The sequence below is a fragment of the Deinococcus arboris genome (assembly GCF_009755355.1).
GTDB lineage: Bacteria > Deinococcota > Deinococci > Deinococcales > Deinococcaceae > Deinococcus > Deinococcus betulae.
In genome coordinates this window covers 106,543-129,168 of the sequence record NZ_WQLB01000011.1, presented here as the reverse complement: position 1 = coordinate 129,168, position 22,626 = coordinate 106,543, and the positions used below count along the sequence as shown (strand labels likewise).

Here is a 22,626-nt window from a genome sequence, read left to right as displayed (position 1 = left end):
GCAGCAAGAACTTTTCACGCAGATGAGGAGCAGTGCTCTTCGGCAGCGCATCACCGGACCTTGCGTTCTTTTCCGCCCAACCCAGGGTTTAGAGAGGCCTCTGGCCGCTGCCCTTTTGTTGACACTGTCCACCCCAGACTCTCCGGCCATCCACACCCTTTTGCCTCATCAAAACCAGCGCCAGCACGCGCTGGACCTATACTGCTGGCGATATGAGTGAGGCCTTTGCCGACACCACACCCCGCATTCTGCAGCACCTCACCGAAACCCTGGCGGCGGCCCGCACTCAGACGGCTGTTCTGGAAGCTGCTCTGAGCCCTACGATCACAGCGCTGGGGGCCGTGTCAGGCACGGTTCTTCTGCTTGAGTCCAAGACCCAGGAGTTGGCGGTGCGGACCGCGCAGGGGCTGGCTGCCCATACACTCTGGCAGGACGGCCCACTCACCCCGGACACCCCGGTTGGCGACGCCATCATCCAGCGACAGGCCCTGTACTTCGAGCATCCCGGTGACCTCAAGGCCGCCTATCCGCACCTTGAAGACCAGACGGGCGGGCTGCCCGCTGCCGCGACCGCCATCCTGCCTCTTTCGCTAGATGAGCAGGTGCTGGGTGTTCTTCTTCTGGATTTCAGGCAGCCGCACCAGTTCACCGCCGACGAGCAGTGCTTTCTAAGTACCATTGCCGCGCAGACCGCGCTGGGCCTGGACCGAGCCACCCTGCTGAAGCGCCTGGACGGCGAGGGCGCCCAGCGTCAACTTCAGGCCCGCACACAGGAACTTGAAACGGACCGGGCCTTTCTCAGCACCACGCTGAACAGCCTGGGTGAGGCCATCATCGTGTGCGATGCCCAGGGCCATCTCATCCGCTTTGACGGCCTGGCCGCCGAGATGCATGGTCAGGATGCCGAGCCGATTGACCCTGAGCAGTGGGCCTCCCAGTACAACCTCTACCTGTCGGACTGCTCCCGGCCTCTGAATCTGGCCGAGGTGCCGCTTTACCGCGCCTGGCAGGGCGAGGAGGTCCAGAACGTCGAGTTCGCCATCTGCCGACCCGGCCATCCGCCCCGCTACGTCGTCGCCAATGGGCAGCCGCTCTTCACGCCTGATGGCCGCCCCAACGGTGCCGTGGTCGCCCAGCGGGACATCACCACCCTGCATGTTCAGTCCCAGCAGCTCAGCGAGCGCACCACCGAACTGGAACGGCAACGGGCCGCGCTGCGGGCTGAACAGGCCGCCTCACGGGCATTTGTCACGTTTACTGAGGCAGCTGGCCGTACCCAGACCGTTGAAGAACTCGGTCACCTGGCCATGACCACGCTGCATGTCATTCTTCCTGGCGTTACGGCCCTCTTTTACGAGCGGGCAGGCGCAACCTGGATGCCGCTGGCCTGGACCCCAGACATCGCCCCGGACCTGCTGACGGTCTTGCAGCGTGGCCTGCCGGCGGACACCCCCATTCTGGTTCAGATGACCACCACGCGGCAGCCGGTTTTTCTGGACGGCGGGCAGGAAGAGGCCCAGGGGGTCGCCCACACCGCCGCCTTCCACTCTGTGGCGGCCTACCCGGTCATGCAAGGTGGCAACATCACCGCGCTGCTAAGCCTGGGACTGCCCACGCAGGCCCCCTGGACCGACGCCCAACGTGAACTAGTGCTGGCTCTCGGCCGGAGCTTCACGCTTCTTCACGACCGCCTTTCGGTCGCGCGGCAGGTGCAGGAACAGCGCGACGCCGCCGAGAAGCGCAGCGAAGCGCTTGAGGCGTTCGCCGTCATGTCCCGTGACCTGGCGGGAGAAACCAACCGCTACGCCCTGGTCCGCCGGGCCCAGGAGATCATGCTCTCTTTGCTGACGCCAGGGTACGCCCTGTACTGGGAGCAGGCGAGCGACCACTGGGAACTGAAGTCGCAGGTGGGCGACATCGGCAACCCCGAGTTACAGCAACTGGTTGATGACTACGGCCTGCCGCTGGACGCTCCGGCCCTTCATTCCACCTGGCAGACTGGCATTCCCAACTACCAGGACAACTACGCGCAGGGGGCCGATACGCCCATTGACATGATTCGGCATGTGAATGCGGCCACAGCCTTCCGGGTGGTGCTGCACGGCCAGCCGATTGGGATGCTGGCGATTGGCCTGTTTGACCAGCGCGTCTGGACCCCGATGGACAGGGCGGTGCTGGAAACGGCCATCTACAGCCTGGGGCTGGTGCTGGAACGCGCGCAGAGTATCGAGGCGCTGGAGCAGGCCAATACCGAGTTGCAGATTGCCAATGAAGAACTCCACGCCTTTACCTACAGCGTGTCCCACGACCTGCGCACGCCGGTGCGGCATGTCAAGGGCTTTACCGAACTGGCTATGAAGACCTTTACGCAGGGCCAGACCGAGAAGGCCCAGCGCCACCTGGGCATCGTGTCGCAGGCGGCCGACCGCATGACCGAGATGATTGACGCCATGCTGGCCCTGTCCCGCGCTGGCCGGGTGGAACTGCTGTTCCGTCCCGTGCCGCTTCAGACGCTGGTGCAGCAGGCGCAGCAAGACGCCATGCTGGAATTTCCAGAGCAGCCGGTGGACTGGCAGATCGGGCCACTCCCGGCTGTGCGGGCCGACACGGCCGCGCTGCAACAGGTGCTGACCAATCTGCTGAGCAATGCCGTGAAGTTCGCGGCCCTGACGCGGCCCCTCCAGGTCCGGGTCTGGGCTGAGGAACAGCCGCAGGCGTGGGCCGTGTTCGTGCAGGACACGGGCGTCGGCTTCGATCAGGAATATGCCGGGAAATTGTTCGGGGTGTTCCAGCGCCTGCACACCCAGGATCAGTTTGCAGGCACGGGCGTGGGGCTGGCGACCATCAAGCGCATCGTGACGCGGCACGGGGGGCAGGTGTGGGCAGAAGGCCGTGTGGATGCAGGAGCAACGTTTGGCTTCACACTGCCGAAAGGGCCATAAGAGCAAGGGCTGTATGGCTAAGGGGCGATAGTCCGACGAGCCTGGAGATGGCCGCATGCTTCAATGGCTCAGAAATTGGAGGAGAGGCCAGAGGAAGCTGTTTCGTCTGTGCCCCGCAGCGCGACTTTGCCCAAGTGCGGCCCGGCGGCCAGCAAAGAGCCCAGCCTGAATTGGACGTTGACACCTCTGCCGGCAGGTGTTCAGTACAGCCCCGTGATCGTCACTGGCCCCTCAGAGTGGGTGGTTGACTCCGGTCCTGCTCCAGTCAGGACCACTGAGGATCACCTTGGCCTGACCAGGGGTAGAGAGCCTGTGCGCAGTGCCCAAGCGGTTGTGTGTGGACCCAGAGCAGAAGCCGCCTGACTTCACACGACTTGCGTCTGTGCTTCCTACACAACAGCAATTTACTCAGGTCACGCTTGGAATCCGCCTACCTCTTCTGCGAGACATGCCGAAGGCACTCGGCTGAAACGTCGGCGTCCCTCCGTCAGAGTGCACCGACCCTTCGGCGGCTCAGTGCCAAAGAGGGAGCGGCCTCTCTGTACACAGAGACCATAGAACCCTGTGTGCTGTTTCTCGCTGCGCCTTGAGGCTGCCAAAACCCCTCTCTGAGCTTCTTAAACACATCTTTAACAGGGAAATCTCATGGCTTTACCACAAAAAAAGGGGCATTGGAAGCACCTCTGACCAACAGTTATCCAATAGAACCCATGTTATCTAGACAGGCCTCCACGCAGTCCCACACTACGTTTTGCCGGACCCCCAGTCACGTCAGAAACGGATCACGTGAAATTCTTTATTACGACTTTTTCGGGTGGACCCTAAGCTCTCGGAGGCTTAACTGACCGGCTGCACAGACGCCAGGTCAGTCAGGTTACCGGCGGTTTGCCCCAGCAAACCGTACATCCCCCTCACCCACTTTTCTGACATGTAGCTCTACATGTTTGCGCTGTCTGACGCACTGGAGATCTCTGTGACTTACACTGCTTCCGCTTCCCGCCTGCCTGCCATCCGCCTGCTCGCCCTGAGCGCCACCTTGCTGCTGGCCGCGTGTGGCTCGACCACCCCACTCCCTTCTGTGCCCACCGCATCGGCTGACCAGAGTCAGGCCGCCGAGGTGGCCGTAGAAACGAATGCGACCGTAGACACTGTCGGGACGGATGACGCGGCCCTGCAAGCAGCGGCCGTGAGCAACAAGGTGCAGCCTGGAGTCACTGGCGGCGCGCGCACGCAGTACGACGCCAAGGCCGAAGGTCAGCAGACCGTGGTGCTGCTGGGCAACGGAAACGCGGCGACTTTCAGTGCGCCGGCCGCTGGAATCTTCACAGGCACCTTGCAGGCCCGTCAGACCGCCTACCAGGGCAATGTGATGCTGAGCGTGTGGGTCAACGGCAGCGAAGTCAAGCGTGTGGAAGTGACCAGCCTGGCCTACGCGGGCACCGCCCTGGGGCAACTAACCCTCAAGGCAGGCGACGTCATCAGCACGGTGTTTATCAACGACCTGAGCGGCGACGGCCAGGACCGCAACGCCTACATTGACTACCTGACCCTGGCACCAGCGTCGAGCGCTGCCGAAGCGCCGGCACCTGCGCCCACTCCGGTGCCGGCGCCCACCCCCACCCCAGCTCCTATCGCCACGCCAAGCGGCGCAGTGGACGTGAAAACTTACGGCGCCAAGGGTGACGGCGTGACCGACGACACCGCCGCGCTGCAAAAAGCCGCCAGCAGCGGCAAGTCCCTGAGCTTCCCGGCTGGCACCTATCTGGTCAGCAAGGCTGTGACCTTTAACGGCACCAACAACATCAGCGTTGTGGGTCAGGGCGCGACCATCAAGGCCAGAGGCGGCTTCAGCGGCACCGCGCTGCTGCATCTGGTGAACACCACGGCCACGAAGGTCAGCGGGTTTACGGTCATCGGCGCCGGCGAGGGCACTGGCTGGGTGGACGGCATCCGCGTCAGCGGCGGCAGCGGGGCCGTGGTGGACAGCAACACCATCAGCCAGCTGGGCGGCTGCGGCGTAGGGGTGGAAAACGCCACCCGCACCACGGTCAGCAACAACACCGTCTCACAGGTGAAGTTTCACGGGGTCTTTGGGTCGGCCTCAACGCAGCAGACCTGGCGCGGCAACCGCGTGACGGGCCACGGCTCTTCCAACCTGACGGCAGGCATCGGCCTGCTGGGGCAGCTGGGCGACACCTACCTGATTGAAGGCAACCTCTCGGCAGGATTTGGCAACACCGCCATGAAGACCGAGGGCACCTCGAACGTGACTTTCCGGGGCAATACGGTGGAGGGCTTTGCCCGCGACGGCATCAAGATCATGCCGCTGCCCGAGAAGGGCGTAAGCCAGGTGTCGAACGGTGTCATTGAGAACAACACCGTGCGCGGGTTCTCGGGCGCCGACGTCTACGGCTCGACCGCGCTGCAAATCAGCAGTGTGATTGGAGGCCGCGTGAGTGGCAACACCACCTACGGCACCTTCGGGGCCAATGCCGGCGGCAAGCAGCCTCCATACGGCTACGAAGACGCCATCCGCCTGCAGGCCCACGGCAGCGGCCCAGTGCCCCGCGACATCGTGGTCACCAACAACAAGGCCAGCAACTCCTACGTCGGCCTGCGCCTGATGGGCAACAACAACACGGTCTCGGGCAACACCTTCCAGGGCAGCGCCCAGCACAGCGTCATCTTTAACCAGAACGCCACCGGCAACAAATTTACGGGCAACACCTTCTCCTCTGCCGGGTCGGTCGGCGTGATGTTCGACCGGGGGGTGTCCGGCACCACCTTCAGCGGCAACACCTTCAGCAGCATGGGAACGGGCATCTACGCTGCCAACGGCGGGAACAACAACAACACCTTCACAACCAACTCGTTCAGCTCGGTGTCCAAGGCGGTCATCGTGGCGGGCAGCGGCAATACCTGCAGCGGCAACTCTGGCAGCGGCGTCGCCAGCACCTGTCAGTAAGGCGGCCCTCACCGGCCGGTAGCCAGCAACGAAGTTCAGACCCTGTTTAACGAGGCCGCCGTTCCCGAAAAGGAGCGGCGGCTTTGCTGTAGAGACATGGAACCTCTGCTTGGAGGAGGCTGTCCGAATATTCTGAAAAGAACGGAATTTCACACCGTACGCAAGACCTGCTCTCTGCCCTGCCCAGTTCCTCTACCCGAAGTGAAGACACATCAGGAACGGGCGGCCAGCGCTGCCAAGCCAGGAGTCATGGCCGCCCCGACCTGGGCCCAGGACATGGCCTGAGCGACGGTGTCCCGGCCAGCCTGGCCGTAGCGCCGGGCCAGGGCCGGCTGGGACAGCAGGGACAGCAGCGTCTGGGCCAGGGCGTCCGGGTCGCCCACCGGCACCAGCGAGCCGTTCAGGCCGTCCGTCACGATTTCGGGGATGGCGGCGTGGGCGGTGCTGACGCAGGGAAGGCCCATGGCCATGGCCTCGCGCAGCACGTGCGGAAACGGATTGAAGATGCTGGGCAGCACAAACAGCGTCGCGTCCTGAAACAGCTGACGCAGCTGGCCCCGGTCCTTGACCGGCCCAAACCACTCCACCCCTGGGGTGCCCGGCGGCACCACCCGCTGCCTGGGGCCCACGATTTGCAGCCTCGCTTCTGGCAACTGCTGGCGGACCAGGCGCCACGCTTCAAGCAGGGTGGCGCCGCCATTACGCCCGAACTCATAGGCCACAAACAGGGCCGTCTGCTGACCGTACTCCTGCTTGCCCACCTCGTCGAGTGTGAAGTTGGCGCCGGCGCCCACAGCGACCACCTTCTGTGCCGGCACACCGTAGTCGTCAATCACGGACTGCCGGACCGCCTCTGACATGGTGAACAGCAGGTCGGCCGCGTGGTAGGCGTCCTGTTCCAGCAGCAGCCAGTCCTGCCGTTCGCGGCGACTCATGGGATTCCACTGCGGATAGTGCTGCAGGGTCAGCGCCATGGTGTTGTCGAGGTACAGCGCCACAGGGAAGCCGTGGCCCGCCACCGAGAACATGCCAAAAATTTGCAGCGCGACATCAAAGTCAGGGCGCTGGGCCTTCAGGCGCTGCAGGGCCAGCGCGCTCTGCGCCCGGAAGGTGCGGGGGTTGAGGTTGGCCACGCCTTTCCAGTGGCGCGGGTGTGGCCGGAAACTCAGGGCGTAGTTGGCATACTGGGACCAGTTCGTCAGGGCCGGCGTGAAGCGGTCCACAATCTGCGCGTAGCCGTCCAGCGCGCGGTACACCGAGAGGTTGCGGCCACGGGCCGTCCGGAAGTCAGCGGCGCCTTCTGTATCAATACCAATAAGACGGTACATGGCGTTTTCCTTTACTGCGCCGCGCGGCGAAAAGCGAGCCAGCCGCCCCGCGCGACCGCTCCGGCCCGCGACCACTGGCCGCGCAGCATCCGCTTGAGCAGGTACAGGCCCGGCCCGGCCAGCAGCGGCACCAGCGGCACCGGCGCGTGACGGCGAAAAAACCGGACCCCGCTTTTGGTGAAATTCAGTTCCCAGTCCAGACTCTTGTGGGTCAGGGTGCTCAGGCCCATGGAGGCCGCGCCCAGGTGCCAGGTCCGGGCCGCCGCTGCCACGCCCAGGCCCCAGCCCGCGCGCCGCAGCCGCAGACTGAAATCGGCGTCTTCCCAGTACATGAAATACCGCTCGTCCAGCAGCCCCACCTCGTCCAGCGCGCGGCGGCGCACCAGCAGGCTGGTCCCGGACAGAAAATCAAGCTGCGCCCAGGGCACCGGGGCCTGAAACAGCTCGGCCTGGCCCCGCCAGAGGTCAATCCACCCCCCGCCCCAGCCCTGCACCTGCTCCGGCTCTCGCATGGAGTACAGCACCGACGCCACAGCGCCCAGCCCTGGATGCCCGCCCGCCACCTCGACCAGCGCCGACAGCACCCCAGGATCTACCGTGGTGTCGTTGTTGAGAAACCACACGTGGTCTGCGCCGCGCCGCAGCGCCTCGCGGGTGCCCACATTATTGGCGGCGGTAAAGCCCACATTCACCGGAATCTGAAGGATGGGCAGGTCTGGATAGCGCGCCTGCAACTGGGCCACCGAGTCGTCGGTCGAGCCGTTGTCCACCAGGACCACGTCGGCGCGTGGGTAGTCCAGCGCCGCCAGAGACCGCAGGCAGGTGTCGGTGTGCCCCCACCCGTTGTAGTTGATGACCACGATGCCCACCAGGGGCGGGGCGGCCGGCTGAACACCAGGGGCAGGCGAACCAGAATCAGTCATGGGGCACTCCTTGAGAGGGAACGGGAAAAGTCAGGGGTTCAGAACGGACTGGGAACGGCGCGGCGCGCCAGGCGTCACAGCGCGTGTTGAGGAGGGCGCCACATAGACTGAGGACAAAGCTCCAGTCAGTCGTGGTAAAGACCACGGTGTACAGGCCCACCAGGGCGATAAAACTGCCGGTCATGACCACCGGAAGAATCAGGGGCGAGGTAGGCCGAATCACCAGCACCCGGAGCACGGGCTGAAGCAGGGCAAAGCCCACCAACAGGGCCAGACCGGCGACGCCAAAGGTCCAGCGCACCGAGTCGTAGGAGTAATGCAGCTCGTTGGTAACCTCGCCGGGCACGGGATGCTCGATGCTTTCGGGAATAAAGGTGTTGGTGCCGACCCCCAGCGCCCGCTCCTCGGGCGTCTCGACCATGCGGTAGGCGGCGCGCATCTGCTCCACGCGCCAGTCGAGGTTGCCCTGGTCCAGGCTGAAGCGCTCCTGGTTACTGAAGCCAGACGCCACCTGGGCCACCGTGTCTGACAGCGGCGTGGCCACCACCACCAGGGTCACGCCGGTCAGGGCCAGCAGCGACATGAGCACCAGGCGGCCCTTGCGCCCGGCGGCCACGCGGCTGCTCGTAAATTTCACCAGCAGCAGCAGGGATGTCACCACGACGGCGAACATCATGATGCCGCGCGACAGATTGACGGCCAGCGCCGCCGCGAACAGCACCGACCGGGCCAGCTCCAGGGTGGTTTGCCGGTCAGCGGCCAGAAAGAGGTTACGCAGCGAGACCATCAGGCCAAAAAACACCAGCGGCATCCCTGGATAAAAGATGCGCGGCAGCGGTCCCACCCACTCGTAGACCGTGAAGTCATCGGCAAAGCCGCCGGAGGTGATGGCCAGACCCGGCACGGCGAAACTCAGCACCGCGCGCGCCGCCAGCAGCGACGCCACCAGCATCAGTGTGCGCTCGATCTGGTCGTCGTCGCGGAAACGCGCCCACACCCACAGGTAGGGTGCCATCAGAAAGCCGCTGAACTTGTACAGGTAGGAAAAGGCGCCGCCCGCCGATTCGCCAGTGGCCGAGAAATAGATCATGTGCAGGTAGGGCAGCAGGGCCAGCAACACGACGCCCCCCAGCGGCACCCGCTTCGAGCGCCAGACGGCGAACACCAGCAGGCTCCAGGTCAGCAGGAGCAGCCCCAGCTGCGCCGCGCTGCCCAGGGAAGGGTCCAGCCGGCGCGTGACCCCAAACACCGACAGGGTGCCCAGATACAGGCTGAACAGGCCCGCATGAACCCACAGGTCCACGTCGCGGCGGCGCAGCTGCATCTCAGGCCTTGGCCGGCTGGCCAGCCGCCGCAGGCCGCAGAGTCTGCCGGTACTGAAGGTAGAGCGCCACCCCCACCAGTAGTTCGGTGAGCAGCACTGCCTCGGCCATCCCCAGCGGGCCGCCGCCCGGCACCAGCGCCACGATCAGCGCAGCGTTGAGCAGAGCCCCCCCGGCCACCGTGAGATTAAAGGCGCGGTCATGGCCCAGGGGCACCAGCCAGAACAGCCCAAACACCATATTCACGCCGATGACCAGCGGTAAAGGAGCCAGCGCGCGCAGCACCGGCACCGCCGCCTCAAAGCCTGGCCCCAGCAGCAGGGCCACCAGCAGCGGGGCCGCCAACCAGGTGCCGGCGCTCATAACGGCGCCCACGCCGCCCATCAGCCACAGGCCCCTGGGCAGCAGGGCCTGAAGCGGCGCTGGCCCGGCCTCGGCCGCCTGGGCAAACCGGGGATACAGCGCGCGGTTCAGCGGCGTCAGGAGGCCCTGCACCGCCCGGACAATACGCTCGGCCCCGGCGTACGCCCCCACCAGGCCAGCCGGCACGAACAGGCCCAGCAAAAAAGCGCTGGCGGTGCTGTAAAAAGCTGCCGACCCCCGGAACAGAAACAGGGGCCAGCCCAGGCGCAGGGTCGCCCAGCTTCGGCGCCAGGTGGGCCTCAAAAACGGCGTATCACGGTGGGCCAGATGCAGGGCGTAGGCATTGGCCAGCAGGGTGGCCCCGGCCGTCAGGGCCGGAACCAGCCAGGCGTCCGCTGGCCGCCGAATCAGCAGCAGGATGCCGGCGGTCACGGCCACCTTGGCGGCGATGTCCAGGCTGGCCACGCGGGTCAGGCGCTCCAGGCCCTGGAAGTACCACAGCAGACTGAACGCCTGCGCGGCGCCCCAGGCGACGGCGGCCCACAGCAGCAGCGGCTGGTGCAGGGCCGGCACCGTCGCCTGGGCCAGCAGGGTCAGCCCGGCCACGCCCAGGGTCATCAGCAGCCGGGCGCCCAGCACCCCCGACAGCAGCTCGGCCCGGCGCCCCGGCTGGTCCTGCGCCCGCGCTACCTCGCGGGTGGCGGAGAGGTCAAAGCCGTAATCCACCAGCAGACAGACCACGCCGCCAAACGCCTGGGCAATCGCCAGCGCCCCCCAGGCCTGAGGCCCGAGGGTCCGGGCCAGAAACGGCACCGTCAGCAGCGGCAGGAGGTAGGTGGCCAGCTGCACCCCGTACAGGGCCGCAATATTGCGCGGGGTGCGGCGGCTTGCCTCAGGTGGGACCGCAGTCATGCATGTTCCGCCGGCAGCCCACTGGGCCGGTAGCCGTAGCCGTACCCGTAGGCGGTGGCCATGTGACGGGGATCGATCTTATTGAACGCCACCCCGATCACAGTGGCGCTGGCCAGTTCCAGGGTGTCCAGCAGCCGCTGCACGCCGGACATATTGGCCTTGCCCGGCTCCAGCACAATCAGGACGCCGCTGACCATTGAAGCCAGCTCCAGGGGGTCAGAAATGGCCAGGGCCGGCGGCGCGTCCACCAGCACCACGTCGTAGCCCTGAGACCAGGTGTGCAGGGCGGCGCGGAAAGCCTCAGTGGGCAGCCGGGTGGCGCCGCCTTCGTGGGGCGCCGTAACCACCAGATGCAGCTGGTCGGTCAGGCGCCGGGCCTGGGCAGCCTCGGGGTTCCGCAGCGCGGCCTGAAGGGCGCGGGCTTCCTCGCCGGGAAAGGGCGCGGCCTGGGGCAGGTTGACCCAGCTGGCGGTTTCGGCTGCCAGGCCCCAGAGGGCGCGCTGGGTCGGGTGCCGCACGTCTGCCTCAATCAGCAGGGTGCGCAGGCCACCCGCCGCAAAGCTGCCCGCCAGGCCGGCCACCAGCGTGGATTTACCGTCGCCGGGCAGCAGCGAGGTCACCATCACGGTTTTGGGCTGCTGACCCAGGCGGCCCCGGATGTTGCTGGCCAGAAAGGTCACGCTGTCGGCGCCCTTGCCCTTGTGCATCATGGTGAGCACCGACTGGCCTTTTTTCACGACGCGCAGCCGGGGCACCTCGCCCAGCAGCCGCAGGTGCATGCCGCGCAGGTCGATGTCCGAGGACACCGTCCGTGACAGCGAGGACCGCAGCAGAATCAGGGCCGTGGCCGCCAGCAGGGCAAACAGACCCGCCACCGCCGCGTTGCGCGTAGGCTGAGGCGACACTGGTTTCAGGGGCGTGACCGCCTGGGCCACCAGCGCCAGCGACCCCACCACAGCCCGTTCCAGGGCGCGCAGGTTGTTCAGGTCATTGGTGCGCACGGACTGCTGATTCAGCAGGGTCAGCTGCTCGCGGGTGGGGGTCGTGCCCACTGGCCCCAGCCGCGCCAGCCGCGTTTCCGTGTCGCGCAGCTGGACTTCCAGCGCCTCGCGCGCCGAGCTGACCTTCACGAGACCGCGCTGGGCGTCCCAGGTAATCAGGGCGCTGGTGGCTAGATTGGCCAGTTGCGCCGCCACGCGGGGGTTGGGGTGCCGGGCACTGATGGTGTAAATGCCGTTGCCGTACATGTCCACGTCGCCCGCCGCCCGCACGGTGCTGGATCGGCCAGCGGCGGCCTCATTAAGCAGCTTGCGCTGGAGGGCGGCGCGCGCCTCGGGGGTCAGGCCCGTTACCTTCTGAAGCCCGGCGTTGATGGTGCGCAGCACATTCAAATTCAGCAGCGCCCCTTGCAGGGCGCCGGACGGCAGCGGCGGCGCGCTGACCAGGGTCTGGTTGACCGTCTGGTTGCCAGTCTGGTTGCCGGTCGAAACGATCATGGTGCTGGCCTTGTAGAGAGGCGTCTGCTGCTTGAAATAGGCGTAGGTGGACACGCCCACCACAGCGGCCGACAGCGCGATCACCCAGGCCGACCGCTTGAGCACCTGAAGCGAACGGGTCAGGTCAATGACATCTGGTGCGGTCCGGTCATTCATGCGCCTTTCCTCCTGCGGCGGGCCCAAGGGTCAGCAGGCTTGGGTCCGGCGTGGCCCCGCCCGGCCGACGGCGGCGCGGCTCAGGGACCGGCTCGGCTGGAACGGCGTGTGACCTGGCAACCCTGACGGCCCGCGCCGCCACCAGCCCGTACGCCACCCAGGCCCAGGCCATGGTGCCGGGCACGACGGTGGCGTGGGCGTCCCAGATCCCCGACAACCACAGGGCCGCCACGCCCGCCAGCAGCGAGGCGCCCAGGGCGTCTTGAAGGGGCGCGGCGGCCAGGGTCAGGACCAGCAGCAGCGCGTACAGGGCCAGGCCGGTCCAGCCCAGCTCGATGGCGAGCTGATAGTAGTCGTTGTGGGCGTAATTCACGAAGTTAAAGGCGAGGTCATTGGGCCCTTCGGCCTGGGCTGGCCGGAAACGGGGAATAAAGGCGACGAAGTTGCCAGGCCCTACCCCGGTGATGGGCGCCGCCTGCGCCGCCTGCGCGTCCATGGCCCAGAGCTTGCCCCGCTCGATCAGAAAGCGGTCCACACTTTTGGTCTGAATGCCCCCCATCGCCCGGTCCAGCGCCTGACGCCCCTGGGGGGTGGCCAGCAGCAGGGTGCCGGCGCCCACCCCCAGCAGCAGGGCGGCAGCGGCCAGCTGACCCCAGCGGCGCTGGCGCCGCCACACGGCCACAACAGCCGCCAGGGCGCCGGCCAGCAGCGCGGTGGGAAGACTGGAGGAATTGGTCAGCAGCAGGGAAGCGGTCAGGATGAGCCCCGCCACCAAGCCGGCGCCGCGCAGCCACCACTGCGGGCCCTGCGCCAGCGCCCAGACGCACACCGGCAGGGCCAGCGTCACGAAACCGGTGTAGTGACTGGGGTGGTAGTAGGTGCCGCTGAGGGTGGCCGGGTCAACCTGCAAGGTCCAGCCGCCGCCCAGATGCTGAACAGCCACGTAAGCCGCCATGACCGCCACCACTGCCATCAGCCAGAGGCCAAAGGCCTGGCGCCGCCGCGCTGAGACCAGCAGGCCACGCGCCGCATGGGCCGCGAGCAGGACACTGGCCAGTAACAGGCCCTGCTGGACGGCGTTGGCAGGCGCGCGTAACACGCTCAGGCCCACCCAGGCCAGCAGGGCCCAGAGGCACAGGGTCCAGGGGGACCGCCAGCCCTGGCCAGGGGCCGACGAGAGGGTCAGGGCCGCCAGGTAAAGGCCGCCGGCCAGCAGGCCCAGCACCGTCAGCCCGGCCCGGCCACCAGAAAAGGCGCTGCCCTGGGCCAGCGGCCCCCAGGCCACGAAAGCCCACAGGGCCGCCAGAGAGGCCCATTCGAGGACGCGGGGCAGGCTGGGATTCAGGGTGGTCACGGGCCGCTCCTGAGCCGCTCCTCGGCGGCCTGTGAATACTCATTGGGTTTGATGTGGGCGGCGGCGCGGTAGACCTTGAGGGCCGCCGAGGGTTGCCCCAGCTTTTCGAGGGTCTGGGCGCGGTCCACCAGCAGCCCCGGATTCCGGGGGTCGTTGACCAGGGCGCGCAGATACGCCTGATTGGCCTGACGGTAGGCCCCAGAGAGGGCCAGGGTGCGGGCCAGTTCTGCGGGTGCCGTGGCGCTCAGAGGATTCAGGGCCGACGCCCGCTCGTAGGCTGTCAGGGCCGAGGTCAGCAGCTCGGGCTTCAGGCGAAAAAACCAGGCGGCGCGGTAGGTCTGCCCCAGTTCCGCCCACAGCTCGGCCGAGGCAGGCGTGCGCCGCAGCGCCGCTTCCAGAATGCTCCAGGCCTGGTCGTACTCACCGTTCTGGCGCAGGGCTTCGGCCTGGTCGCGGGCACGGCTGGCCAGATAACCTTGAACGGCCACGCTACACAGCGCGGCCGTTCCGGTCAGCATCAGGCCAGCCGTGACCAAGGCGAGGGGTCGGGGCAGCGTCACCTCAGTTGCGGGGGGTCATGGGCGTCACCGCAGTCTGACTGGCGGTGGCCAGGGCGTTGGCGGCTGGCGGGTTATTGAGCAGGTTGGTCAGCAGGTTAGAGCCACTGACCGTATACCCGACGCTGCGCAGAAACGCGAGAGCCAGTTCTGGCGTGAGGGCCTTGCCCTGAATGCGGTTGACGCAGCGGAACTCCAGAAACACCATGGCCTGCACCCCCACGTTGGTGGGCTGACGCTGGAGCAGATTCAGGGTCGGCTCTGTCAGGCAGTATTTCTGGGCGTTAAATGCGCGGGACACGACCTTGGTGGTGCCGTCTTCGGTCCACCGCACGCCCGTCATGGACACGTCTCCGGCCCGGGCCAGACGCATGACCAGAGTCTGCGCGCCGCCTGTCAGCGGCGAGGCCGCCGCCACCGAAGCCATCGCCAGCACGGCAAGAAGCGCTCCGTTCCTTTGGTTCATACGTCCTCCTTGGACCACAGCGCCTGAACCACTGGCCCGGCACTGGGACGAGACAAATGAGATACCGCTCATGATGGGAGGTGACCACACTGAGAAGCAGTCGCTCAGCAGGCCTAAATCCATGTTTCTCTTGAGCGGAAAAGGTCTGTGACTCTCATCTTCGAAAGGATTTAAGTGCTCGGGATCATAGTTCTTTTCGGCGTACGAAAGCGGAAGACTTCCCTCTGAGACGCCAAATTCCTAAGCCAAACGCGACCGGAACAAGCGCGACCATAGAGAGTTTATTCATCTTTTACATAAGGTGAGAAACTTCATGGACAGATTTGACGTTGAGGCTTCCGTATGCCTAACTGATGTCCACAACCTGCCGTGGTTGAGATGACGTCAGCGGAGCTGAACGTCACCGTAGGGACTGCCGCTGGCCACCGGGCCGCTGCAGGGCAACAGACGAACATTCAGAGGTCAATACCAGGGTTCTCTGCCTGCGCAGAGCCGGAGGGGCCGCATGAAAAAGTCGATTTCCAACCGGGATGTGGAGCGGATCGCTCAACACGCGGGCCTCTCCACCCATCAGGTGCGTGAGGCGCTGGCCCTGCGGGGCACCATGCCACCCGAGACCCTGGAACGGGTCAGGACCAGCGCCGCAGCGCTGCGCTACACCATCAGCGCGCGTGACCGCGTGGCGATGGCGGCCAATACCTCGGTCGCCACCGTGAACCGCGCCTACCGGCCGGACGCGCGGCATCTGGTGCGGCCCGACCTGCTGCGCCGCATTGAAGATGAAGCCGACCGGCTGGGCTATACCCCCGACCTGGTGGCCCAGGCCCGGCGCAGCCACGGCAGCCCGATTGTTGCGCTGTGTGTGGATATCGAGCAGCTGTTTAACCCGTACCACGCCCAGATGCTCCTGTACCTGATGAGGACGTTCTTGCAGCGCGAGCGCCACCCTGTCATTACACCCATTACCAGCGACCGCGCCCTGCCCGAACTGGCGCAGTCCGGCGTCACGAGCAGCGTGGTGCTGTGGGAGGGCCGGCACACCCGGCATCAGGCGACGCTGCTGGCGGCCACTGGCCGGCAAGCGGTGCTGATCGGCCGGTATGAAGGGCTGCCCAGCGTAGCCCCGGACTGGGTCAGCGCATCTGAAGACCTGATTCAGCGCGCGCTGGACAGCGGCTACGACCTGCTGCACCTGGGATACTTCAGCCCCGACCACTGGTTTCCCGGCGCGCGGCTGGAGGGCCTGGCGCGCGTCCTGAACAGTCATTTTGGGCCAAGACCAGAGCTGCGAATGTGGGTCAACCCGGAGCATGACCACGCGCAGACGGTCTCTACCCTGCGTCAGCGGGCCCTGCATCAGGCAGCGGATCTGTTCGAGCAGCTGGCCGCCACGCCGGGCGCGCTGGAGGTGCGGGGAGCGCGGCGCGGCACCGCCATCACCGAGGAGCTGCTGGCCGAACTGGACCTCTGGGTCGGCGAACGCCGGCAACGGGTGGCCGTGCTGGGCCTGTCAGACCTCACGGCCCGGCTGCTGCTGCACTCCCTAGAAACCGAGCGGCCCGACTGGGTGCTGGGCCGAGAGGTCGGCCTGGTGGGCTACGACAACATCGAGCCCCTCCTGAGCTATCTCCAGCCTGTTTTAACCACCGTGGCCTATGACATGGACGCGCTCTCGCAGCTGGTGGCCGATATGACCCTGGCGCCCCGCAGCAGCCACGGCCCAGATACCTTTGAGGTCGTGCCCACCACGGTGGTGGACCGCCAGTCGCTGTAAGGCGGGAGCTACCTGTGCGGCTCAGGTCAGGAGGCCGCTACAGGCACCCATACACTGCTTCCCAGATCTTCAGCCAGATGCCGGCTACAGCGGCCATGAATCGGGAAAGCACTAGCCTAACCTCTCTCGACAGACCCCACCTTTACTTAATCTTTCTTCATCTTTTTCAAGGAGAGAGCTGCAAATTCCAGGCTTCAAGCTCATCTTGGTGCGACCACACCGCATTTGCCCTCAGCGAAAGTGGACCAAGACATGGCTCTCGCCCTCTTCTCCCCAACATCCGCCTCCAGAAAAGGCGCATGAGTCGAATGAAGCCAGCCGTGTGAATCCCCTAGTTTTAGACGCGCTCGCGCAACCTGCAGTGCTTCTGAGCCTGTCTGGCGCGCGACAGCGTCAACGCAAACCACACAACCGTTCGAGTCTGAAGTTGCCCGAACAGTCCGGGGCGTCTTGATGACGCTCCGGTTTCCTCAATCTTCTTTCTTTCGCCACTCTGGCTGGCCGCCAGCAAGTTCAGGCCGATGTCCACGCCCTCGACCGCGTATTATGTAACTCTTCCTACAGAGCTTGGTCTGGCCTTTGCTTCCTCTTCAGCCCCCTCCGCTGGCCCCAGGTGACGTTATGACCTACGATTCGTCTGCACCGCCCTCGTTTCTCTCTGCAACAGTCACGCAGCTCCGGGCGCTTGAGGCTGAGGTGCAGGCCCTTCAGGCAGAGGCCGCACAGGCCAGGGCACTTTTTCAGGACGCGCCACACCCAGCCTTTCTGCTCAGTGACCAGGGCCGCATCGTGGAGGTCAATGCCCAGGGCGCCGCGCTGCTGGGGTCAACTCCTGCGCTGCTGCGGGGGCGCCCCCTAGTTGGCGCGGTGACGCCAGACAGTCAATCGGCCTTCACGTCACTGCTGGGCCGTGTCCTGGGTGGTCAGGGCGCACCCCACAGTGAGGTGAGCTTTGCTGGCCCAGACGGGCAACCGCTGGAGATGGTGCTGACCGCCAGCCTGCATGTCCGTGCGGATGGCGTGCGGCTGTGCCAGATCAGCGCCGCCGACGTCACGGCGTTCAAGGCGGCGCACCAGACCTTGCTGGCCACGACCCAGGGCCTGGAACAAGAGCTGCGGCACCAGACCGCAAGGTTCAGACAGCTGGGCGAGGAATTCAGAGACGTGATGCTGGTCGCCGAGCGTGAACTCGGCACTGCCCTGACCCGCGCCCAGAACCTCCTGACCTTGCTGGAGCGGCAAACCGAACCGGACGACCGCCAACGGTCACTGGGCCACGTCGCCGCCGCCGTGCAGCACACGCAGGGGCTGCTGACCTCTTTGAAAGGCTACATGCAGGCCCGGATGATCCGGGCGCGCCTGCGCCCGGTGGACCTAAACCGGGTGCTCCGGGAAGTCCTCAAAGATCTGGAGCCACTGCAAAGCGACCGAGATATTCATCTGCCCAGCGTCCTGCTGCCGACCCTTCTCGGAGACCATCAGGTCTTCCAGATTATTCTCCACGAATACTTTGCCAATGCACTGAAATTCACCCGAACGCGGCCACAGACTCAATTGCGGCTCCGGGTACAGGAGACACAGAGCGAATACTGGATTGGTCTTGAGGACAACGGCATTGGCTTTAACATGCGTCAGAAAGAGAAAGCCTTTGAGCTGTTTGGCCGGTTGCATCCAGCCGAGCAGTATGAGGGCACCGGGCTGGGCTTAGCGGTCGTGCGCCGCCTGTGTGAGCGCTTTGGGGGCCGGGCCTGGGGCGAGGGGAAGGTCGAGCAGGGGGCCACCTTCTGGTTCGCCTGGCCCAAAGAGCCCAAGCCAGAGTAAAGCTGAACAGGCCTTTGCGCCAGTTCAGTCAGGACCCTGGAGCGTCTCCCCGCAGAAAAGACTCCAGGTCCGTTACGGTCTCGTCGCGGGGAAAAGCGAGGACAACCCGGCCCCCATTCAGGCGGGACTCGGCCCACGCCCAGCCCCCATGCCGGGCCATGATGCGCCGCACCTGCACCAGCCCGCCGCCGTCCAGCAGCGGCACAGTCTGCTCGGTACGCACCGCGAGGTCAAAGAGGGTGGCCGCTTCCTCGCCGCTCAGGCCCACCCCGTCGTCCTGCACCGTCACCCACACTTCGCCCTCGACCTCCTGACTGGTCACGTCCACATACCGCGCGCCCCGCGTGTCACTCAGCGTGAAGGTCAGCAGCACCGTCAGGGCCTGGGTCAGCAGCGCCCGGTCTGCCCGCACGATGGGCAAGGGTTGAATCAGCCACTCGGCCGGGCGCACAGCCGCTGCGGTGACATTCAGCTCATTGAAGAGTTCGCGGAGGGGCACCAGTTCCCGGTTGAGGTCCTGGTCTTCCAGGCGGGCGAGTTGCCGCAGGTCCTGCGCAACACCCCGGAGCCGCGCCAGTTCATCCTGAAGTGCTGAAAGCACCTGAGGCGACAGCTCGGTCAGCAGTTCCTCGGCGCGCCCAGGGTCCAGAAACTGGCTGAAGTAGCCCACCGGGGCTTCGAGGTTCCGGGCAGTGCGGGTAATCAGCGCCCCCAGTTCTGCATTGAGGTCCGCGAGGCGGCGGGTGCGCTCCTCTATGCGCTCTTCAAGTCCTGTGTTGAGCGCACGCAGCTCCTCTTCTGCGCGTTTCAGGGCGTTCACGTCCGTCACCACATGCACCTGCCCGGTGATGTGGCCCCCAGCGTCCCGCAGCGGCACCGCCGAGACCTGCGTCCAGATCTGCGTGCCGTCGTCCAGGGTGTACAGCATGTCAATCCCCGGCACGACCTTTTCGCCGCGCAGGGCCCGCGCGCCGGGAAAGTTGTGCGGTTCCACGCGCTGGCCCTCGGCCCCAAAGCCAATCCAGCGTGCCTGCCGCTCTGGGTCCAGGGAAGGTAGAAGGCCTGTGGGCAAGAAGCGGTGCAGTTCCTGGTTGCTGAGCCGCAGCGTGCCCGCCGTATCGGTAAAGCCAACGCCTACCGGCAGCACCTCGAAGATGGCCGCCAGCCGCGCCTCGCTCTGGCGCAGCGCCTCCTCTGCCTGCTGACGGTCCGTGATGTCATAGGAAACGGCCAGCGCCGTGGAGATGCGCCCTGACGGAGTTCTGAGCGGCACCCCACGGGTAATGAACGCGCGGCCATGCGCGGTATGCTCCACCTCGAAACTTTCGCCCGCCAGCGCCTGACGGTAGCGCATCTCGTAGTCGGCCACCAGCTCGGGGGGCATGGCCTGCGCGACAGAACGGCCGACCAGATCTTCCGGGGTCACGCCAGCGGCGATCAGGGCTTCACCCTGCGCCAGCACGTACTGCAGGTCGTGATTTACCACAAAGACCGCGCCGCCAGGCAGGTGCTCAACCAGGGCCCGCAGGCGGCTTTCCGACTCGGTGAGGGCCTCTTCCACCCGGGCGCGTTGGGCAGCGGTCCAGGTGCGCTCGGCAGTTTCTTCCAGCAGCATGGTTGCACCAGGGGCGCTGCTGTGGGGAGCCTCGAAATGCACCACTAAACAGGCGGCCAGCTGGCCAGCCTTCATCAGCGGCGCGACCATGAAGGCGCGGCAGCCGGCGGCGGCCAAAGCCTCTTTCTGCTCTGGGGTGAGGTCTTCCGCCGCCTGGACGTCCTCGCAGGTGATGAGCCGCCCTTCAAGCAGCGCCTCAAGCCCTGATGAACCGACACCGGCCCAGCTGAAGGTCTGACCCAGCAGCGGGTCAAGCCCACCGGCAACGTCTTCGGCCATGACGGTGTACGTCATACCTTCCCCACTGGCCTCGCCGTAGCCCACCCGACTGGCACCCAGATGGGTTCTGAGCAACCGGCTGGCTTCGCGCTGGATGAGAAGCGGCTCGGTCAGGGGCCGCAGGACGTCGGACAGGTCAAGCAAGTAGGCCTGACGTTTTTCGGCAACCTTGCGTGCGGTGATGTCGTTGAAGACGGCCGCCACAAACGGGCTGCCCTGACTTCCAACCCGCGAGTACTGCGTGGTGATCCAGCGGCGCATGTCGGCGTTGTAGCCCTCGGTACGCTCTGAAACCCCGGTGCGGTAAACCCGCGTTACCGCCTCCAGCCAATGTGACTCCAGCTGTGGAAACAGCTCGCTGGCCCGTTTGTCCACGGCAGCGCGGAGGCCCGTCTGGTGCTCGAATGCCGCGTTTGTTTCGCGGTAGCAGAGATCAGCGACCTGGCCGGATTCATCAAGGACGAGTTCCATGACGCACAGCCCTTCGTCAATCGACTCGAACAGGGTGCGGTACTTTTCCTCCGAGGCCCGCATGGCTTCTTCGGCCCGCTTGCGGTCAGTCACGTCGCTCCAGAAAATCGCCACGCCGGTGTCCTGCATGGGATAGGCGCGCATCTCAAGCCACCGAGATTGCCTATCAGGCCAGCGGTATTCGTGCTCAAGAGAATCAGGCGTGCGCTGCTGCGCCACGCGCCTGAGCAGCTCGCCAACTGGCGAGTTCTCGGTGCCAGGAAACACTTCCCAGTGTGTCCGGCCAATCAGTTCCTCACGCGAGCGGCCATCCAGCCGGAGCGTTTCTTCGTTGACATCCAGAATCGTGAAGTCGTCGCCGAGCAGCGCAAAGCCCTCGGCCATCGAATCAAGCACGGCGCGCAGCTGCTCTTCACTCCTGTGCAGCGCTTCCTCCGCGCGGGCGCGCTCGATAGCCACCCAGGTGCGCTCGGCGACCTCAAGGGTCAGTGCGATCTCGGCCTCGCTCCAGTCTCTCGGTCTGGTCTGATTGACCGACAGTAGCGCGGCGAAGCGGCCACCCTTGACCAGCGGCACGCCAATCACTGCCCGCGTGTCGAACGCCGCGTAAGCCGCCCGGTCCGCTGCACTGAGCGTAGGGGCAGTGTCGCTGTCGGCCACGCTGGACAGTTGCCCGGCCTGCCACTGAGCCAGCCGCCCCCGCTGAAAATCGGACATGGGGAAGCGGCCCGCGCAGCTGGGCACCCCATCGGCGTAGTCGTGCTGAACGCTCCAGAAGTCGCCACCAGGGTCAACCGTGGCGTAAAAGACCCGGTTGGCGCCCAGTTCCTGGCCCAGCAGCCGCACCGCCGTGCCCTCCATCTCGGCGCTGCCGGTCAGGGGACGCAGAGCGTCACTGAGCTTAAGCAGGAAGGCCTGCCGCTGCTCTGCTTGCTTGCGCGCCTGGATATCTCTAAATGCGACGGACAGGCCACCCTGCGGGGTTGGCATCAAATGAATCTCGATCCAGCGGCCCAGCACCGGTGACACCGTCTCCAGGCGTTCCGGCGTTCTGGTCTGCATAACGCGCTCGTGCGCTTCATAGGCAGCGCTCCCGGCGGCCTGTGGAAAAGCCTGAAGGAAGGGCTGGCCGAGCACATCAGCGCCCTGTTTGCCCCACTGGTCGAGTGCAGAGCGGCTGGCAAACAGCAACCGCCAGTCGGCATCCAGCGCGTAGAAGAAGTCATCAATCCCTTCAAGCACTGTCTGAAGGGCGTCTGCCGAAGAAGGCAGCCAGCGTTCCCCATTCAGCAGCGGGCGAGGCGGCTGGCCTGTCAGAAGATCGGCCGCCGTGCGGCCCAGCCCTTCCAGCGTCTGCACCAGAGCCGCTGTCTCCGCCTCATGGTGGGTGTCCGCCGAGCCTGGGGCCTGCGCCACGACCAGCCCTCCGGCGCCGCGCAAGGCGCGCGCGCCCAGCCTCCCGTCGGCCCCCAGGCCCGCCAGCATGACCGCCAGGGTGCGCGCCCCGAAACTGACCGCCAGAGAGGCCAGCAGCTGATCCAGCGGGCGTTCTGACGCCAGTTCACCCACCGGCGGCGTGAGGGCGCAGCGGCCACCCAGTTTCACTTCCAAGATCAACTGTGGCGGGCTGACATAGATGTGCCCCGGTTGAAGCACCGTGCCCTGTTGCGCCCAGTGAACAGGCAGCGAGGTGTGGCGCTGCAACTCTCCTATGATCGCCGCTGGCTCACCGAAGGACGCCCCGATCAGCACCGAAGCCGACAGGTCAGTGGGCAGGTCAATCAAGATGGCCGCGAGTGCCGCCGTCCCATCAGCGGAAGGAAGCACCACCAGCACATCAAAAGGTGTCGCGGCAGCGGCTGAGAGAAGGGACATAGCTGGA

At 65.9% G+C, this 22,626-nt stretch carries 13 protein-coding genes; 4 read left to right on the top strand and 9 right to left on the bottom strand.

What is annotated here, in order from left to right; all coding sequences use genetic code 11:
* Positions 1-212: 212 nt before the first annotated feature.
* Positions 213-2,942 (top strand): ATP-binding protein, encoded by a 2,730-nt coding sequence (locus GO986_RS10305; protein ID WP_157459205.1) that lies wholly within the window; start codon positions 213-215, stop codon positions 2,940-2,942.
* A 973-nt stretch (positions 2,943-3,915) separates the two neighbouring features.
* On the top strand, positions 3,916-5,907 hold the full coding sequence (locus GO986_RS10300; protein WP_369409292.1) for a right-handed parallel beta-helix repeat-containing protein: 1,992 nt from the start codon (positions 3,916-3,918) through the stop codon (positions 5,905-5,907).
* 212 nt (positions 5,908-6,119) lie between these two features.
* Here GO986_RS10300 and GO986_RS10295 read toward each other — a convergent pair whose 3' ends face one another.
* From GO986_RS10295 to GO986_RS10260, 8 genes are read right to left on the bottom strand one after another with little or no spacing between them, the layout of a single operon-like run.
* Positions 6,120-7,235: a glycosyltransferase family 4 protein gene (locus GO986_RS10295; protein ID WP_157459203.1), complete on the bottom strand. Its 1,116-nt coding sequence runs from the start codon at positions 7,233-7,235 to the stop codon at positions 6,120-6,122.
* Between the two features lie 11 nt (positions 7,236-7,246).
* Positions 7,247-8,158: a glycosyltransferase family 2 protein gene (locus GO986_RS10290; RefSeq protein WP_157459202.1), complete on the bottom strand. Its 912-nt coding sequence runs from the start codon at positions 8,156-8,158 to the stop codon at positions 7,247-7,249.
* Positions 8,151-9,482 carry an O-antigen ligase family protein gene (locus tag GO986_RS10285; RefSeq protein ID WP_157459201.1) on the bottom strand — a complete coding sequence of 444 codons (1,332 nt, stop codon included), beginning with the start codon at positions 9,480-9,482 and terminating at the stop codon, positions 8,151-8,153. Before GO986_RS10285 ends, GO986_RS10290 begins: the two co-directional genes overlap by 8 nt.
* Position 9,483: 1 nt before the next feature.
* Positions 9,484-10,755, bottom strand: coding sequence for a flippase (locus tag GO986_RS10280; RefSeq protein ID WP_157459200.1), 1,272 nt, complete (start codon positions 10,753-10,755; stop codon positions 9,484-9,486).
* Positions 10,752-12,407 carry a tyrosine-protein kinase domain-containing protein gene (locus GO986_RS10275; protein WP_157459199.1) on the bottom strand — a complete coding sequence of 552 codons (1,656 nt, stop codon included), beginning with the start codon at positions 12,405-12,407 and terminating at the stop codon, positions 10,752-10,754. The genes GO986_RS10280 and GO986_RS10275 overlap by 4 nt, the downstream gene beginning before the upstream one ends.
* Positions 12,400-13,761 (bottom strand): O-antigen ligase family protein, encoded by a 1,362-nt coding sequence (locus GO986_RS10270; RefSeq protein ID WP_157459198.1) that lies wholly within the window; start codon positions 13,759-13,761, stop codon positions 12,400-12,402. The genes GO986_RS10275 and GO986_RS10270 overlap by 8 nt, the downstream gene beginning before the upstream one ends.
* Positions 13,758-14,321 (bottom strand): tetratricopeptide repeat protein, encoded by a 564-nt coding sequence (locus tag GO986_RS10265; protein WP_157459197.1) that lies wholly within the window; start codon positions 14,319-14,321, stop codon positions 13,758-13,760. The genes GO986_RS10270 and GO986_RS10265 overlap by 4 nt, the downstream gene beginning before the upstream one ends.
* A 1-nt stretch (position 14,322) precedes the next feature.
* Entirely contained in the window at positions 14,323-14,784 is a 462-nt protein-coding gene (locus GO986_RS10260) for a hypothetical protein (RefSeq protein WP_157459196.1), read from the bottom strand.
* A 505-nt stretch (positions 14,785-15,289) separates the two neighbouring features.
* Between GO986_RS10260 and GO986_RS10255 the strand changes: the two genes are divergently transcribed.
* On the top strand, positions 15,290-16,558 hold the full coding sequence (locus GO986_RS10255; protein WP_157459195.1) for a substrate-binding domain-containing protein: 1,269 nt from the start codon (positions 15,290-15,292) through the stop codon (positions 16,556-16,558).
* Between the two features lie 621 nt (positions 16,559-17,179).
* Positions 17,180-18,379, top strand: coding sequence for a sensor histidine kinase (locus tag GO986_RS10250; protein WP_157459194.1), 1,200 nt, complete (start codon positions 17,180-17,182; stop codon positions 18,377-18,379).
* A 28-nt stretch (positions 18,380-18,407) separates the two neighbouring features.
* Here the strand turns inward: GO986_RS10250 and GO986_RS10245 are convergent, their stop codons facing one another.
* Positions 18,408-22,619, bottom strand: a complete 4,212-nt coding sequence (locus GO986_RS10245; protein WP_198170581.1) for a PAS domain S-box protein — start codon at positions 22,617-22,619, stop codon at positions 18,408-18,410.
* Positions 22,620-22,626: the final 7 nt, after the last annotated feature.